At 69.3% G+C, this 14,853-nt stretch carries 16 protein-coding genes; 3 read left to right on the top strand and 13 right to left on the bottom strand.

Annotation, left to right across the window (positions count from 1 at the left end; genetic code table 11):
- Window position 1 precedes the first annotated feature (1 nt).
- The 9 genes from atpA to prmC all read right to left on the bottom strand — a co-directional run bounded on the left by atpA (window position 2) and on the right by prmC (window position 7,671).
- Window positions 2–1,642 (bottom strand): F0F1 ATP synthase subunit alpha, encoded by a 1,641-nt coding sequence (atpA, locus tag RWQ91_RS16335; RefSeq protein WP_314508154.1) that lies wholly within the window; start codon window positions 1,640–1,642, stop codon window positions 2–4.
- Window positions 1,643–1,705: 63 nt separating this feature from the next.
- On the bottom strand, window positions 1,706–2,497 hold the full coding sequence (locus tag RWQ91_RS16330; protein WP_314508153.1) for a F0F1 ATP synthase subunit delta: 792 nt from the start codon (window positions 2,495–2,497) through the stop codon (window positions 1,706–1,708).
- Window positions 2,497–3,045 carry a F0F1 ATP synthase subunit B gene (locus RWQ91_RS16325; RefSeq protein WP_314508152.1) on the bottom strand — a complete coding sequence of 183 codons (549 nt, stop codon included), beginning with the start codon at window positions 3,043–3,045 and terminating at the stop codon, window positions 2,497–2,499. The genes RWQ91_RS16330 and RWQ91_RS16325 overlap by 1 nt, the downstream gene beginning before the upstream one ends.
- 28 nt (window positions 3,046–3,073) lie before the next feature.
- Window positions 3,074–3,295 carry a F0F1 ATP synthase subunit C gene (gene atpE, locus RWQ91_RS16320; protein ID WP_175525226.1) on the bottom strand — a complete coding sequence of 74 codons (222 nt, stop codon included), beginning with the start codon at window positions 3,293–3,295 and terminating at the stop codon, window positions 3,074–3,076.
- A gap of 48 nt (window positions 3,296–3,343) precedes the next feature.
- Window positions 3,344–4,144 carry a F0F1 ATP synthase subunit A gene (gene atpB, locus RWQ91_RS16315; RefSeq protein WP_399546691.1) on the bottom strand — a complete coding sequence of 267 codons (801 nt, stop codon included), beginning with the start codon at window positions 4,142–4,144 and terminating at the stop codon, window positions 3,344–3,346.
- 184 nt (window positions 4,145–4,328) lie between these two features.
- Window positions 4,329–4,784, bottom strand: a complete 456-nt coding sequence (locus RWQ91_RS16310; RefSeq protein ID WP_314508150.1) for a hypothetical protein — start codon at window positions 4,782–4,784, stop codon at window positions 4,329–4,331.
- Window positions 4,781–5,962: an MraY family glycosyltransferase gene (locus RWQ91_RS16305; RefSeq protein WP_314508149.1), complete on the bottom strand. Its 1,182-nt coding sequence runs from the start codon at window positions 5,960–5,962 to the stop codon at window positions 4,781–4,783. The genes RWQ91_RS16310 and RWQ91_RS16305 overlap by 4 nt, the downstream gene beginning before the upstream one ends.
- Window positions 5,959–6,744 (bottom strand): L-threonylcarbamoyladenylate synthase, encoded by a 786-nt coding sequence (locus tag RWQ91_RS16300; protein WP_314508148.1) that lies wholly within the window; start codon window positions 6,742–6,744, stop codon window positions 5,959–5,961. The genes RWQ91_RS16305 and RWQ91_RS16300 overlap by 4 nt, the downstream gene beginning before the upstream one ends.
- A 45-nt stretch (window positions 6,745–6,789) precedes the next feature.
- The gene (gene prmC, locus RWQ91_RS16295) at window positions 6,790–7,671 is read right to left on the bottom strand and encodes a peptide chain release factor N(5)-glutamine methyltransferase (protein ID WP_314508146.1); all 882 of its coding nucleotides are present in this window, start codon (window positions 7,669–7,671) and stop codon (window positions 6,790–6,792) included.
- A gap of 126 nt (window positions 7,672–7,797) precedes the next feature.
- Between prmC and cysK (RWQ91_RS16290) the strand changes: the two genes are divergently transcribed.
- Genes cysK (RWQ91_RS16290) through epsC form a run of 3 tightly spaced genes read left to right on the top strand, consistent with a single transcriptional unit; the run spans window position 7,798 to window position 10,307 of the window.
- A complete protein-coding gene (gene cysK, locus RWQ91_RS16290) occupies window positions 7,798–8,736 on the top strand; it encodes a cysteine synthase A (protein ID WP_314508145.1) in 939 nt (312 codons plus the stop codon).
- Window positions 8,737–8,763: 27 nt separating this feature from the next.
- Window positions 8,764–9,714 (top strand): cysteine synthase A, encoded by a 951-nt coding sequence (gene cysK, locus RWQ91_RS16285; RefSeq protein ID WP_314508144.1) that lies wholly within the window; start codon window positions 8,764–8,766, stop codon window positions 9,712–9,714.
- Window positions 9,711–10,307, top strand: a complete 597-nt coding sequence (gene epsC / locus RWQ91_RS16280) for a serine O-acetyltransferase EpsC (protein ID WP_314508142.1) — start codon at window positions 9,711–9,713, stop codon at window positions 10,305–10,307. The genes cysK (RWQ91_RS16285) and epsC overlap by 4 nt, the downstream gene beginning before the upstream one ends.
- 7 nt (window positions 10,308–10,314) lie before the next feature.
- Here the strand turns inward: epsC and RWQ91_RS16275 are convergent, their stop codons facing one another.
- The 4 genes from RWQ91_RS16275 to rho form a co-directional block, all read right to left on the bottom strand.
- Window positions 10,315–10,716 (bottom strand): hypothetical protein, encoded by a 402-nt coding sequence (locus RWQ91_RS16275; RefSeq protein ID WP_314508141.1) that lies wholly within the window; start codon window positions 10,714–10,716, stop codon window positions 10,315–10,317.
- Between the two features lie 151 nt (window positions 10,717–10,867).
- On the bottom strand, window positions 10,868–11,818 hold the full coding sequence (locus RWQ91_RS16270) for a hypothetical protein (RefSeq protein ID WP_314508139.1): 951 nt from the start codon (window positions 11,816–11,818) through the stop codon (window positions 10,868–10,870).
- 162 nt (window positions 11,819–11,980) lie between these two features.
- Window positions 11,981–13,060 (bottom strand): peptide chain release factor 1, encoded by a 1,080-nt coding sequence (gene prfA / locus RWQ91_RS16265; RefSeq protein WP_314508138.1) that lies wholly within the window; start codon window positions 13,058–13,060, stop codon window positions 11,981–11,983.
- A gap of 20 nt (window positions 13,061–13,080) precedes the next feature.
- The coding region (gene rho, locus RWQ91_RS16260) for a transcription termination factor Rho (RefSeq protein ID WP_314508136.1) at window positions 13,081–14,853 on the bottom strand (1,773 nt) is incomplete at its 5' end.

The following is a 14,853-nucleotide window of genomic DNA, read 5'->3' as shown; positions in this document are numbered from 1 at the left end:
TTTACTTGCGGCGGCCCTTGACGATCTGCTCCTGGTTGACATCGTCCGCGTCAGCGGCCTGGAACTCCTCGCGACCGGGCTCGTCGATGTGCTGTCCGCCGCCGCCCTGGAACTCCAGCGTGAACGCGTCCACCACCTTGCCGAGCTCGGCGACGGTGTCGTCATCCAGCACGTTCGTCTCGCGCAGGCGATCGAGGATCGTCGTGTTGCGGCGGACGTGATCGAGCAGGTCGCGCTCGAACCGGAGGACGTCCTCGACCTCGATCTTGTCGAGCTTGCCGTTCGTGCCGGCCCAGATCGAGATGACCTGCTCCTCCACCGGGTACGGGGAGTACTGCGGCTGCTTGAGCAGCTCGGTCAGACGCGCGCCGCGGGCGAGCTGGCGACGGGATGCCGCATCCAGGTCGCTCGCGAACATCGCGAACGCCTCGAGCGAACGGTACTGCGCCAGTTCGAGCTTGAGGGTTCCGGAGACCTTCTTGATCGACTTCACCTGTGCGTCGCCGCCGACGCGCGACACCGAGATGCCCACGTCCACAGCGGGACGCTGGTTCGCGTTGAACAGGTCGGACTGCAGGAAGATCTGGCCGTCGGTGATCGAGATCACGTTGGTCGGGATGTACGCCGAGACGTCGTTGGCCTTGGTCTCGATGATCGGCAGTCCGGTCATCGAGCCGGCACCCAGCTCGTCCGAGAGCTTTGCGCAGCGCTCGAGCAGGCGGGAGTGCAGGTAGAAGACGTCGCCGGGGTACGCCTCGCGGCCCGGCGGGCGGCGCAGGAGCAGCGAGACGGCGCGGTAGGCCTCGGCCTGCTTGGTCAGGTCATCGAAGATGATCAGGACGTGCTTGCCGTCGTACATCCAGTGCTGGCCGATGGCCGAGCCGGTGTAGGGAGCGAGGTACTTGAAGCCGGCGGGGTCGGATGCCGGAGCGGCGACGATCGTCGTGTACTCCATCGCGCCGGCGTCTTCGAGGGCACCCTTCACGGATGCGATCGTGGAGCCCTTCTGGCCGATGGCGACGTAGATGCAGCGCACCTGCTTGCTGACATCACCCGACTCCCAGTTGCTCTTCTGGTTGATGATCGTGTCGATCGCGATCGCGGTCTTGCCGGTCTGGCGGTCGCCGATGATGAGCTGACGCTGGCCGCGGCCGACCGGGATCATGGCGTCGATCGCCTTGATGCCCGTCTGCATCGGCTCGTGCACGCTCTTGCGCTGCATGACGCCCGGCGCCTGCAGCTCCAGCGCGCGGCGCCCGTCGGTCGCGACCGGGCCGAGCCCGTCGATCGGGTTGCCGAGCGGGTCGACCACGCGGCCGAGGTAGCCGTCGCCCACGGCGACGGAGAGCACCTCTCCCGTGCGGCGGACTTCCTGGCCGGCTTCGATCCCGGAGAACTCGCCGAGGACGACCACGCCGACCTCGTGCTCGTCGAGGTTCAGCGCCAGGCCCGAAGTGCCGTCTGCGAAGGTCACGAGCTCGTTCGCCATGACGCCCGGAAGGCCCTCGAGGTGCGCGATGCCGTCGGCCGCGTCGACGACGGTGCCGACCTCGGTGGCTGCGGCGCCCGTGGGCTCGTACGCGGCGGCGAAGTCCTTCAGCGCGTCACGGATGACATCGGGGCTGATCGTTAGTTCTGCCATTGTGTTCCTTCGTTTCGAGGGGCCGGAGCCCCGAAGCTTCCGCCGGAGCGGGAAATCTCGTCTCTAGCCGGCCAGACGCTGGCGCAGATCGGTGAGACGTGCGGCGACGCTGGCGTCGATGACATCGTCGGCGATCTGCACGCGCAGTCCTCCGAGAATGGAGGGGTCGATGACCGCGTTGAGTCCGACCTTCTTGCCGTAGCGCTGGGTGAGCACGGCGCTCAGTCGCTCGGACTGGGCGGGCTGGAGGGGGGTGGCGGTGAAGACCGTCGCGACGATGCTGCCGCGCTGATCGGCGACGAGGTCCATCGCCTGCGAGAGCATCTGGCGCACGCGCCGTTCGCGCGGCTGCTGTACGAGCGAGGAGACGATGAGGATCGTCGCGTCGCTCGCCCGGCCTGCGAGCAGGGTCTGCACGAGGGACCCCTTGGCCGAGTCGTCGCCGAGCCGGCTGCCGAGCGCGAGTTCCACCTCGGGGTTGTCGGCGACCAGCCGCGACGCGCTGAACAGCTCGCCGTCGACGTCCACGCCGGGAGCCGAGATCGCCGCCGCGCGGACGGCGAGCTCTTCGATCCCGTCGACGAGCTGCGCGGCGGTGGACCAGCGCTCCCGCACGACCGTGGTCAGAAGTGAGGTGGTGGTGGCACCGAACGCGCCCCCGAACACGTCGGTGATGACGCGCGCCCGGGAGTCGCCCGAAGCGGACGGATCTGCCAGCGCACCGCTCAGCTGAGGCGAGCCGCCCACGATCCGCGCCGCGGCGAACAGCTCGCGGGCGGTGTCGAGATCGACCGACGGGGCGGCGTTCAGTGCCGCCGTCGCCGCCGCGAGTGCCTGAGTGGTTGCGCTGCCCATCAGCGGGACGCCTTCTCGGACGCTTCGAGCTCGGCCAGGAAGCGATCCACGACCGCCTGCGCCTTGGCGTCCTCGGAGAGGGTCTCTCCGATCACACCGCCGGCCAGGTCGAGCGCGAGGTTTCCGACATCCGACTTGAGCGACGCCAGCGCGGCGAGGCGCTCCATCTCGATCTGCGCCTGCGCGTTGGAGGTGATGCGGGCCGCCTCGGAGGAGGCCTGCTCGCGCATCTCGGCGACGATCGCCGAGCCGTCCGCACGGGCCTGCTCACGGATGCGCCCGGCCTCGGCACGCGCGTCGGCGAGCTGGGCGGTGTACTTCTCGAGTGCGGCCTGCGCCTCCGCCTGTGCGGCTTCAGCGGAGTTGATGCTGCCCTCGATCGCCTCGGCGCGCGCGTCGAGCATCTTGTTCAGATTCGGAAGGATCTTCCAGATGAACAGCGCGAGGATGATGAGGAACGCCAGCGTGCCCCAGACGAGGTCCGGAAGCGTGGGGAGCAGTGGATTGATCTCCCCCGCGTGGCCTTCTTCGGCGAATGCGACGAGCATTCGGACTCCTTCGGTCGGCAACGAGTGGTTACGGCGCGGGGAACGGGATGAAGGCGACCGCGATCGCGATGAACGCGAGGGCCTCGGTCAGTGCGATACCGAGGAACATCAGGCCGCTGAGGCGACCCTGAAGCTCGGGCTGGCGGGCGACCGATTCGATGGTCTTGCCGACGATGATGCCGACGCCGATACCGGAGCCGATGGCGGCGAGTCCGAAGGCGAGGGGTGCGAGCTGTCCGACGACGTTCACAGGGATTTCCTTTCGAAGGGGTTGATGGGTCTAGCAGCCGGGGACGGGTCAGTGTCCGTCGGCGAGCGACATCTGGATGTAGATGGCGGTGAGGATCGTGAAGACGTAGGCCTGCAGGACGGCGACGAACAGCTCGAGCACCGTGAAGGCGACGCCGAAGGCGAACGTGCCGATACCGAGCAGGCCGATGAGCTGGCCGTTCGCGAGCACCGTGAAGAAGAAGAAGTTCGTCGCGGTGAAGCAGAGCACGAGCAGCATGTGCCCGGCGACCATGTTCATCAGGAGTCGGAGGGCCAGCGTGATCGGCCGCAGGATGAAGGTCGAGAGGAACTCGAGCGGAATCAGCAGGGCGTGCAGCGGCCACGGCACGCCCGGGATGACGAGGGCGTTCTTCAGGTAGCCGAACCCGTGCCGGCGGAAGCCCGCGTAGACGAACATCACGTAGGCGACCACCGCGAGGATCAGCGGGAGGCCGATGACGGCGGTCGAGGCGATCTGCAGACCCGGAATGATGCCGGTGAGGTTCATCCCGATGATCAGGAAGAAGAACGTCATCAGGACGGGGAGGAACCGCTTGCCGTCCTTCTCGCCCAGCGTGTCGAAGACGATCGAGTTGCGGACGAAGCCCAGCATGAACTCGAGCGCAGCCTGTCCGCGGCTGGGGACGAGCTTCATGTTGCGCGTGCCGAGCCAGAGCCAGAGGACCAGCGCGAAGACGACGAGCAGGCGGATCAGCATGACCCGGTTGAGCTCGAAGGGGGTCCCGACGAAGAGCAGGCCTTCGGGGACGAACTCCGCGATCGAGGGACCGACGAAGCCACCATCCGATTCGTCGGCCGTGACGAGCAGGAGGGCGGGGAGGAGCGTGGCGGTAATCAGGAGATTCTCCGGCGTCGGGCGTCCGAGACGTGGCGATCAGGGGGAGCGTATGCCTTCAGCCTAGCAAAACTCTGGGGGCCCGAAGGACACGCTCGAGCCTCAGCGTAGCGCCCCGAGGCCGCCCGCGCGGGCCTGAGAGGGCCGCATCCGAGCGTCAATCCTCGACGTGCTGCGGCAGTTCCACATCGCCGACGTAGGGCACTCGCGCGCGCTGGAAGGCGATGACGTCGAAGACGAGCGAGCCCACCACCGCGACGATCACCGTGACGAAGAACACGGTCGGATCGAGCCACGGCTGAGCGCGCATCCAGATCGCCAGCACGACGAAGAGGACCAGCTTGAGCACCCACGATCCGAGCACGATCGCGAAGAACAGCGGCGATCCGGGATCGTCCTTGGTGGCACGGATGGCGAAGTGGATGCTGAGCGACGTGAGCGCGAGGAAGACCAGCCACATCGCCGCACCGAGCAGTCCGCTGACCATGCCGGAGACTCCCGAGACGAGGTAGCCGACGACGCCGCCGACGACGGCGAGGATGGCGATCGCGATCGCGGGCCACTTCAGGCTGGACAGGACGGTGAAACTCCGCGGAGCGGACGGGGCACTCATCGTGCGGCCTCCAGGGTGGGGGTGTCCTCGAGCGACGGCGCGAGCACGGCGGGTTTGCGCCGCCACGAGGGCAGCAGGGTGACGACCAGGCATGCGGCGGCGCCGACGACGCCGAAGACCACGCCGAGCCAGTACTGACCCGGCCAGTTCTCCCGGGTGCCGATGTACATCAGCAGGACGGCGAGGCTGAACACCGCCGTCCACGCGTAGAAGATCAGGACGGCGTCGCGGTCGGTGTGTCCCATGTCCAGCATCCGGTGATGCAGGTGCTTGCGATCGGGTGAGAACGGCGACTTCCCCCTGCTCATGCGCCGGATCACCGCGAGGCCGAAATCCAGGAGCGGCAGCAGCACGACCACGACGGGCAGGAGGATCGGGATGAACGCGCCCAGCAGCTGCGAGCGGCCGAAGCCCTCGGGGTCCAGGGTGGCGGGATTGAGCTGGCCGGTGATCGCGATGGCCGACGTCGCCATCAGAAGGCCCAGCATCAGCGCGCCGGAATCGCCCATGAACAGCTTCGCGGGACTCCAGTTCAGCGGCAGGAAGCCGATGCAGGCGCCGATCAGGACGGCCGCGATGAAGGAGGCGAGATTGAAGTAGGTGCTGGATCCGGTGTCGCGGACCAGGATGTACGAGTAGGCGAAGAAGACGCCGTTGGCGATGAGGCAGACACCGGCGACCAGGCCGTCCAGCCCGTCGATGAAGTTGACGGCGTTCATGACGACGACGATCGCGAACACCGTCAGCGTGAAGCTCACCCAGCTGGAGCCGATGATCAGGCCTCCGATCGGCAGGGAGAAGATCTGCAGCTGCCCGAACCACGCGATGATCCCGGCCGCGAGGAACTGGGCGCCGAGCTTGATCATCCAGTCCAGGTCCCACAGGTCATCCGCGACACCGACGACGACGATGAGCAGCGTCGCGGCGAGGATCGCGTACACGGGCGCGGGATCGGCCCAGAAGATCGCGAAGTACGGATGCTGCGACGACACGGCGAAGGCGGCGACGACGCCCAGGAACATCGCCACTCCCCCGAGGCGGGGGGTGGGAGTCTTGTGCACGTCGCGCTCGCGGATGCCGGGGTACAGCTTGTACTTCAGGCTCAGCCGCCAGACCGCCCACGACAGCGACAGGGTGACCGCCGCGGTGAAGAGGATCGTGAAGACGTACTGCTTCACGCGCTGCTGGTTTCCTCGGGGCTGGGTTCCGAACCCCCGGCAGGCTGAGCGGCTTCCCCATCCGAGCTCTCGATGGGCGGTGGCGGCGAGGCCGCCGGCGGGTTGTCCTCGCGGACGGGGTCGGCTTCGAGCAGGTCGCCGAGCACCTCGCGCAGCGCCTCGCGGCTGACGGCTCCCTCGCGCAGAACACGCACCACCGCCGCCGAGTCGCCGACCAGGCTCGTCGCATCCACGATCGTCGAGGCGATCCCGGTCTCGGACGGACCTCCGTCGAGGTAGACCGCGACGGAGTCGCCCAGCATGTCCTTCGCGTGCGAGGCGGTGATCGCGGCCGACTGCCCGGTGAGGTTCGCGCTCGAGACGGCGAGTGGTCCGGTTTCCTCCAGCAGCTCCAGCGCGAGGTTGTTCGCCGGCATGCGCACGGCCACCGTCCCGAACGTGTCGCCCAGGTCCCAGGACAGTGACGGCTGTGAGGGCAGCACGATCGTGAGGCCGCCCGGCCAGAATGCCTCGACCAGACGCTCGACGGGCTCGGGGACCTCGGCCACCAGAGCGCGGAGCGTCGCGATGCCGGCGACGAGCACGGGCGGCGGCGACTGGCGGCCGCGACCCTTGGCCTCCAGCAGGCCCTGAACGGCGCGGGCGCTGAACGCGTCGGCTGCGACGCCGTAGACGGTGTCGGTCGGCAGGACGACCAGTTCGCCGCGCCCGATCGCCTGACGCGCCTGGCGCATTCCGGCGAGCAGCTGGGCCTCGTCGCGGCAATCGAATACAGGTGACATGTCCGGCTCAGTCTATCCGGCGGCGCCTTCGCGCCCGGCAAGACGTCAGGGCCGGATGGCGGTCGTGGCGCGGTCGCGCATCGTCAGGTCGGGATGAGTGGATGCCGCACGCCAGCCGTCCGCGACGAGGATCTCCCGCACGGCGGCCCCCTGCCATTCGCCGTGCTCGACGATGATCGTCCCCCCGGGGTGCGCGAGGCGCAGGCCCACCCGGCTGACGACACGCACCACGTCGAGGCCGTCCGCGCCGCCGTACAGGGCCGCGGGCGGATCGAAGAAGCGCACCTCCGGATCGCGCGGGATCGCCTCGTCCGGCACGTAGGGCGGATTCGACGCGACGACCGAAACCTGGCCGTCGAGCTGCGTGAACGCGTGCTCGAGGTCGATGAACGCCAGTTGCGCGTTGTCCGCTCCGATGTGGGCGAAGTTCTCCTTCGCCCACACGAAGGCCTCCACCGAGTTCTCGGCCGCGAACACGCGGGCATGCGGCACCTCGGTCGCCATCGCGAGGGCGATCGCGCCGCTTCCGGTGCCGAGGTCCACCCCGATCGGGGCGGCGGAGGCCGAGGAGGCGAGCGCGTCGATAGCGAGCTGCGCGACCATCTCCGTCTCGGGACGCGGGACGAACACGCCGGGGCCGACGCGCAGCTCGAGGTGGCGGAACGGAGCGGTGCCGGTGAGATGCTGCAGCGGCTCGCGGGTGACCCGCCGATCGATCAGCGAAGCCAGCCGTCCGGCGTCCTCTGCCGCCAGCAGATCGCCGCGGACCGCGGCAGCCTGCACGCCTCCGCGGCCGACGCCGAGCACGTGCGCGGCGAGAAGCTCGGCATCCACGTGCGCCTCCTCGATGCCGGCGGCGGAGAGGCGATCGGCGGCGCGGCGGAGGGCATCGGAGAGCGATACGGCGGGGGGAGGAATGTCAGACATGAGCGGCACCCAGCCTAGATGCCGTGCGGCGCGATCCCACCGCGAGCCCGATCGTCACAGAAGGACGCATCGCCGAGGGCTCCCCTAGGCTTGTCTGCGCACCCGACGACGCTTGAAAGGCTCGACATGCCCGGCATCCACCCCGATATCACCTCCGCGTTCGGCGACACCCCGCTCGTGCGGCTGAACCGCGTCGCGGAGGGCCTCGGCGGCACCATCCTCGCCAAGCTGGAGTTCTACAACCCGGCCTCGAGCGTCAAGGACCGACTCGGCATCGCGATCGTGGATGCCGCCGAGGCATCCGGGCAGCTGCAGCCCGGGGGCACGATCGTCGAGGCCACGAGCGGCAACACCGGCATCGCCCTCGCGATGGTCGGGGCCGCGCGCGGATACCGCGTCGTGCTCGCGATGCCCTCGTCGATGTCCGTCGAGCGCCGGATCCTCCTGAAGGCCTACGGCGCGGAGCTGGTGCTGACCGATCCTTCCGGCGGCATGAAGGGTGCCGTGGCGAAGGCCGAGGAGATCGTCGCCGGCATCCCCGGTGCCGTGCTCGCGCGCCAGTTCGAGAACGAGGCCAACCCGGAGATCCACCGCAGGACGACCGCCGAGGAGATCCTGCGCGACACCGCCGGCGAGATCGACTACTTCGTCGCGGGCATCGGCACGGGCGGCACGATCACGGGCGTCGGGCAGGTGCTCAAGGAGCGCGTGCCCGGCGTGAAGGTCATCGCCGTCGAGCCGGCCGACTCGCCGCTGCTGACCAAGGGCACGCCCGGTCCGCACAAGATCCAGGGCATCGGCCCGAACTTCATCCCGGAGATCCTCGATCAGAGCGTCATCGACGAGGTCATCGACGTGGAGTTCCCCGATGCGATCTCGACCGCGCGCGCCGTCGGGACCCAGGACGGGATCCTCGTCGGCATCTCCTCCGGCGCGGCGGTGTGGGCCGCCCTTCAGGTCGCCGCGCGCCCGGAGGCTGCGGGCAAGAACATCGTCGTCATCATCCCGTCGTTCGGCGAGCGCTACCTCTCGACCGCTCTCTACGACGACCTGCGCGAGGACTGACCCCCGCCCGGCAACGAAAGGCGACCCGTGCCCGGGATCCATTCCGACATCACGTCAGCCTTCGGGCAGACGCCGCTCGTGCGCCTCAATGCGCTCACCGCGGGGCTCGGCGCGGAGGTCGTCGCCAAGCTCGAGTTCTACAACCCCGGTGCGAGTGTCAAGTGCCGCCTCGGGATCGCGCTGATCGATGCCGCTGAGGCATCCGGCGAGCTTCGCCCGGGCGGCACGATCGTGGAGTCCACGAGCGGCAACACCGGAATCGCCCTGGCCCTGGTCGGCGCCGCGCGCGGCTACAAGGTCATCCTCACGATGCCGGCGTCCATGTCCAAGGAGCGCCGCACCCTGCTGAAGGCCTACGGCGCCGAACTGGTCCTCACCAACCCCCACAAGGGCATGACCGAAGCCGTCGAGACGGCTGAGCGCATCGCTGCGGAGCTTCCGGGAGCGGTGCTCGCGCATCAGTTCGACAGCCCGGCCAACGCCGAGATCCACCGCCGGACGACCGCGGAGGAGATCTGGCGCGACACCGAGGGACGCGTCGACTGGTTCGTGGCGGGGTCGGGTACCGGCGGCACGATCACCGGCGTCGGCAGTGTGCTCAAGGCTCGCAATCCCGACGTCAAGATCGCCCTGGTCGAACCGAAGGACTCCCCCGTCCTCACGGAGGGACGCGCGGGCGGTCACCGCATCCAGGGGATCGGCCCGAACTTCGTGCCGGCCGTGCTGGACCGCTCGGTGGTCGACGAGATCTTCGACGTCGAGTTCGACGACGCGATCCGCGTCGCCCGTGAGCTCGCGACACGCGAGGGGATCCTCGCCGGGATGTCGGCGGGCGCCGCGGTGTGGGCGGCGCTGGAGATCGCCGCGCGCCCGGAAGCCGCGGGCACGCGCATCGTCGTGATCGTCCCCGATGCCGGTGAGCGCTACCTCTCGACCGCCCTGTACGAGCACCTCAGAGAGCCCGAGGCTGTCGCATGAGCGAGCACATCGGTGCTGTGGCCCGCGTTCGCGAAGACCTCGCCGCGGCCAAGCTGCGCGATCCCGCCGCGCGCGGCAGCGCCGAGATCGCCCTGCTCTACCCCGGTCTGCACGCCGTCTGGGCCTACCGGCTCTGGCACGCTCTCTGGGTGCGGCGGCTGCGCTTCCCGGCGCGGCTCGGATCTCAGCTGACCCGGTGGCTGACCGGCATCGAGATCCATCCCGGCGCCACGATCGGCCGGCGCTTCTTCATCGACCACGGCATGGGTGTCGTGATCGGCGAGACGGCCGAGGTCGGCGACGACGTCATGCTCTATCACGGCGTCACGCTGGGCGGGCGCCAGCGCGAGGGCGGCAAGCGGCACCCGACGATCGGCGACGGCGTGGCCGTGGGTGCGGGCGCCAAGGTGCTCGGCCCCATCACGATCGGCGCCGGCTCGGTGATCGGCGCGAACGCCGTGGTCACCCGCGATGCGCCGCCGGACAGCATCCTGGTCGGCGTTCCGGCGAAGCCGCGCGTCAAGCGCGAGGGCATCGACACGCGTGCGCTGCTGACCGCGCCCGACTACAGCGCCCTGGACTACAGCATCTGACGGGGCGTCACGCCGCTCGGCGCTGGGCCACCTCTTTCTTGAGGAACACCAGCGGCAGCAGCCACGTGGCCAGCGCCGTGATGATCCACACGATCACGGGTGCGAGCACCCAGGCGAGCGGCTCGGAGATGCCGATGCCCGCGCTCGGGATGAGCACCACGATCAGAATCGCCACGAAGGTCGAGATGATCCCGATACCGCCCAGCAGCGCGGGGGCGTGCCGCCGGGTGATCTTGAACACCCACGGCGCCAGCACGCTCTGGATCACTGCGAAGATCACGACCGCGAGCACGAAGCCCCACCAGTCGCTCCAGTCGATGTGGAAGCCCGGGATGATCAGATCGGCCACGATCAGGCCGAGCGCGGCCGAGAACACGAAGATCGCGGCGCGGATGAGGAACGTGATCACTCTCGGAGCCTACCGGCGCGGCATCCCCCGCCCCCTCTCTCCTGCCCCTCCCCCCCTTCCCCTCGCCCTCCCTCTCGTCGACTTGTCGTATATGCGCCTGCGCGACGGCGTGCCGACGACATGTACGACAAGTCGATGGGGTGATGGGGGGTCAGGATGCCGCGCGCAGGGCGCCGCGGACGCGTGCCGTGAATGCCCCCGGGTCGCGGAGGAGCTGATCCTTCGTGACGCGGATGATCCGCCACCCCACCCGGGCCATCGAGTCGTGCTTGAGGATGTCCCGCTGCCACTGCCGCTCATCCGTGCGATGGTGGTCGCCCTCGTACTCCAACCCGACGCGAAGCTCGGGATATGCGCCGTCGAGACAGCCCAGGAACTCGCCGGACGCGTCGCACACGTCATGGTCGAGCGCGGGCTCCGGCAGCCCCGCATCCACGACGGTGAGCCGCATCCAGGTCTCCATGCGAGAGGCTGCCCCAGGGCGCGCCCGGTCGAGGGCTTGCCGCAGTGCGACCGCACCGCGACGGCCCGGGGCGATCGCGGCCGCGAGTTCAGCGCGACCCGCCAGGCGCGGCCGGAGGATCCGGGACCGGGGTCCCGGCATCCGCTCGTCCCGGATCACCGCGTCGGCTGCAGCGACGAGATCATACGGATGCCGCAGCTCGGCCGCCAGCAGCGACCAGCTCGTCGCTGCGTCGGTGACGGCCAGGGCCTCGTGCCGTGAGCGGTTCACCGCCCGCTCGCCCAGCTGATGTCCGCGCACTCCCCTGCCGCGCGGAGCCCGGTGCCGCGCCAGCACCGACACATGGATGTCGGTGCTGGGAAGTCCGGGCAACGGGATGCCCCACATCAGCGCGGCCGTGGAATGCGAGAAGAACTCCTGCTCGTGCATGTGCGCCGAGAACAGGCGGGCACTGCGGAGGATCTCCGCGTGCACCTGTGCGATCGGATGCCCGTCGGGATCGGCCTCCGTCTCGCGAGGGACCCGCAGCCCATGGAAGGGTCGGGCCAAGTGCGGAGAATCGATCACCGCGCGCGGAAGGCCCGCACGCACACCTTCCGCGACGGTGAACGGCCCGCCGCCGAGGAGGTGAGGTTGCATCCGCAGACCCTGTCACACCCGCCGATCCGCCGTCGTCGTTCTCCACAACCTCTGGTCGACTTGTCGTATATGCCGCCGCTTCCCGGCGTGTCGCGCACATATACGACAAGTCGACGAAGGGGCGGATGTCGGGAGCGCTGCGTCGCGGGCGGGAGTGCGGGCTCAGGCCTCGGCGCCCAGGGACGCCAGGCGCTCCTCCTCGTCGGCGGCGATGCACGACTCGATGATCGGGCCGAGGGCGCCGTCCATCACCTGATCGAGGTTGTAGGCCTTGTATCCGGTGCGGTGATCGGCGATGCGGTTCTCGGGGAAGTTGTAGGTGCGGATGCGCTCGGAGCGATCCATGCCGCGGATCTGCGACTTGCGGGCATCGGAGGCCGCCGCATCGATCTCCTCCTGCTGCTTGGCCAGGATTCTCGCACGCAGAACGCGCATGCCGGCCTCCCGGTTCTGCAGCTGTGACTTCTCGTTCTGCATCGACACCACGATGCCGGTCGGCAGGTGCGTGATGCGCACCGCGGAGTCGGTCGTGTTGACCGACTGGCCGCCGGGGCCCGACGAGCGGAAGACGTCGATCTTCAGGTCGTTCGGGTTGATCTCGACCTCGTCGGGCTCATCGACCTCCGGGAAGACCAGCACGCCGGTGGTCGAGGTGTGGATGCGCCCCTGCGACTCGGTCGCGGGGACGCGCTGGACGCGGTGCACACCGCCCTCGTACTTGAGGGACGCCCACACGCCCTGCGCGGGGTCGGTCGAGGTGCTCTTGATCGCGACCTGCACGTCTTTGTACCCGCCGAGGTCGGACTCGTTGCGTTCCAGAAGCTCGGTCTTCCAGCCTCGGGATGCCGCGTACTGCAGGTACATGCGAAGCAGATCGGCCGCGAACAAGGCGCTCTCCGCGCCGCCCTCGCCGCCCTTGATCTCCATGATCACGTCGCGTCCGTCGTCGGGATCGCGGGGGATCAGCAGACGCCGCAGCCTTTCCTGCGTCTCCTCGACGCGCTCCTCGAGCACCGGGACCTCGGCGGCGAACGCGGCGTCCTCCTTGGCGAACTCCTGCGCGGCCTCCAGATCGCCCGTGGCCAGCATCCACGTGTCGTACGCCGCGACGATGCGCGACAGCTCCGCGTAGCGCCGGTTCACGCGCTTGGCGCGACCGGCGTCGGCGTGCACAGCCGGGTCGGAGAGCTCCTCCTGAACGGCTTTGTGCTCCTCGATGAGGGTCTTCACCGATTCGAACATGGATGCTCCGAACGGCTCGGTCAGCGGATGCTGTTCTCGTGGCCGTGGCTGTGGCCGCCGCCGGTGGGAGCGGGGATCGACTTCTGCATCTGCACGAGGAACTCGACGTTGGACTGCGTCTCCTTGAGCTTGCCGAGGACGACCTCCAGCGCCTGCTGGGGGTCCAGGCCCGCGAGGGCACGCCGCAGCTTCCAGGTGATCTTGACCTCGTCGGCCGAGAGCAGCATCTCCTCTCGCCGCGTGCTGGACGCGTTGACGTCGACGGCGGGGAAGATCCGCTTGTCGGCGAGCTGACGCGACAGCCGCAGTTCGCTGTTGCCGGTGCCCTTGAACTCCTCGAAGATGACCTCGTCCATCTTGGACCCGGTCTCGACGAGCGCCGTGGCGAGGATCGTGAGCGAGCCGCCGTTCTCGATGTTGCGCGCGGCCCCGAAGAAGCGCTTGGGCGGGTACAGCGCCGAGGCGTCCACGCCGCCGCTGAGCACGCGGCCCGAGGTGGGCGCCGAGATGTTGTACGCACGGCCGAGGCGCGTGATGGAATCCAGCAGGACGACGACGTCGCGACCCAGCTCGACGAGGCGCTTGGCGCGCTCGATCGCGAGCTCGGCCACCGTGGTGTGATCCTCGGCCGGGCGGTCGAACGTGGAGGCGATGACCTCGCCCTTGACCGTCCGCTGCATGTCGGTGACCTCTTCCGGACGCTCGTCGACGAGCACGACCATGAGGTGGACCTCGGGGTTGTTCGTCGCGATCGCGTTCGCGATCTGCTGCAGCACGATCGTCTTGCCGGCCTTCGGGGGCGCGACGATCAGGCCGCGCTGGCCCTTGCCGATCGGGGCGACGAGGTCGATGATCCGCTGCGTGAGCTTCTCGGGCGCCGTCTCGAGGCGCAGTCGCTCCTGCGGGTACAGCGGCGTCAGCTTGCCGAACTCGACACGCTCGGCGGCGTCTTCGACCGACAGGCCGTTGACCGAGTCGACCTTCACCAGCGCGTTGTACTTCTGGCGGCTCGACTGCTCGCCCTCGCGGGGCTGCTTGATCGCGCCGACGACCGCGTCGCCCTTGCGGAGGTTGTACTTCTTGACCTGACCGAGCGAGACGTACACATCGCTGGTTCCGGGAAGGTATCCGGTGGTGCGCACGAACGCGTAGTTGTCCAGGACGTCGAGGATGCCTGCGATCGGGATGAGGACGTCGTCCTCGCCGATCTCGGTGTCGAACTCATCGCCCCCGGCCTGACCGCGACGCTTGTTGCGCTGGCGGTTGCGGCTCGCGGCCGATCCGCCTTCGTCGTCCGCGTCGGCGGTCTGCGCCTGCGACGGCGCGGCGGTGGCCTGCGCGGCCTGATTGTTCTGCGCGCCCTGGTTCTGGGCGCCCTGGTTCTGCCCGCCCTGGTTCTGGCCGCCGTTCTGGCCGCCCTGCGCGTTGCGGTTGCGGTTGCGGTTGCGGCTCCGGCTGCGGCCGCGCGAGGGGGTCTCCTCGGCCGAGTCGGTGTTCTCGGCGTTGCCCGAGTCGGTGTCCTCGTTCGGGGTGGCGTCCTCATCCGCGGCGCCCTCGGCGGCCTCGATGTCGGCGGTTCCCGGCTCTACGGCGCTGACCTCGCCGGGGGCGGCATCGCCGGCCGCGGCCTCGGGAGCGGCATCCGTCGCCTGCTCGACCTCGGCGGGAGCGTCGGTGGATGCCGCGCTCTCGGCGATCGCAGCGGGCTCGGTGACGGCCTCGGCGGGCGCGTCGACGGCCGGGGCGGGCGCGACATCGGCGCTCTTCGCGCGACGGGGAGCGCGCTTTCGCGG

Origin of the sequence: uncultured Microbacterium sp., assembly GCF_963524805.1 — a bacterium.
Lineage (GTDB): Bacteria > Actinomycetota > Actinomycetes > Actinomycetales > Microbacteriaceae > Microbacterium.
Note: the sequence above shows the minus strand (reverse complement) of the source record. Positions and strands in the feature narration are given on the sequence as shown.

Bases quoted from the DNA above. Each gene is read 5' to 3' on its own strand.
- atpA (WP_314508154.1), bottom strand. From the start codon at position 1,642: ATGGCAGAACTAACGATCAGCCCCGATGTCATCCGTGACGCGCTGAAG.
- RWQ91_RS16330 (WP_314508153.1), bottom strand. From the start codon at position 2,497: ATGGGCAGCGCAACCACTCAGGCACTCGCGGCGGCGACGGCGGCACTG.
- RWQ91_RS16325 (WP_314508152.1), bottom strand. From the start codon at position 3,045: ATGCTCGTCGCATTCGCCGAAGAAGGCCACGCGGGGGAGATCAATCCA.
- RWQ91_RS16310 (WP_314508150.1), bottom strand. From the start codon at position 4,784: ATGAGTGCCCCGTCCGCTCCGCGGAGTTTCACCGTCCTGTCCAGCCTG.
- RWQ91_RS16300 (WP_314508148.1), bottom strand. From the start codon at position 6,744: ATGTCACCTGTATTCGATTGCCGCGACGAGGCCCAGCTGCTCGCCGGA.
- prmC (WP_314508146.1), bottom strand. From the start codon at position 7,671: ATGTCTGACATTCCTCCCCCCGCCGTATCGCTCTCCGATGCCCTCCGC.
- cysK (WP_314508145.1), top strand. From the start codon at position 7,798: ATGCCCGGCATCCACCCCGATATCACCTCCGCGTTCGGCGACACCCCG.
- epsC (WP_314508142.1), top strand. From the start codon at position 9,711: ATGAGCGAGCACATCGGTGCTGTGGCCCGCGTTCGCGAAGACCTCGCC.
- RWQ91_RS16270 (WP_314508139.1), bottom strand. From the start codon at position 11,818: ATGCAACCTCACCTCCTCGGCGGCGGGCCGTTCACCGTCGCGGAAGGT.
- prfA (WP_314508138.1), bottom strand. From the start codon at position 13,060: ATGTTCGAATCGGTGAAGACCCTCATCGAGGAGCACAAAGCCGTTCAG.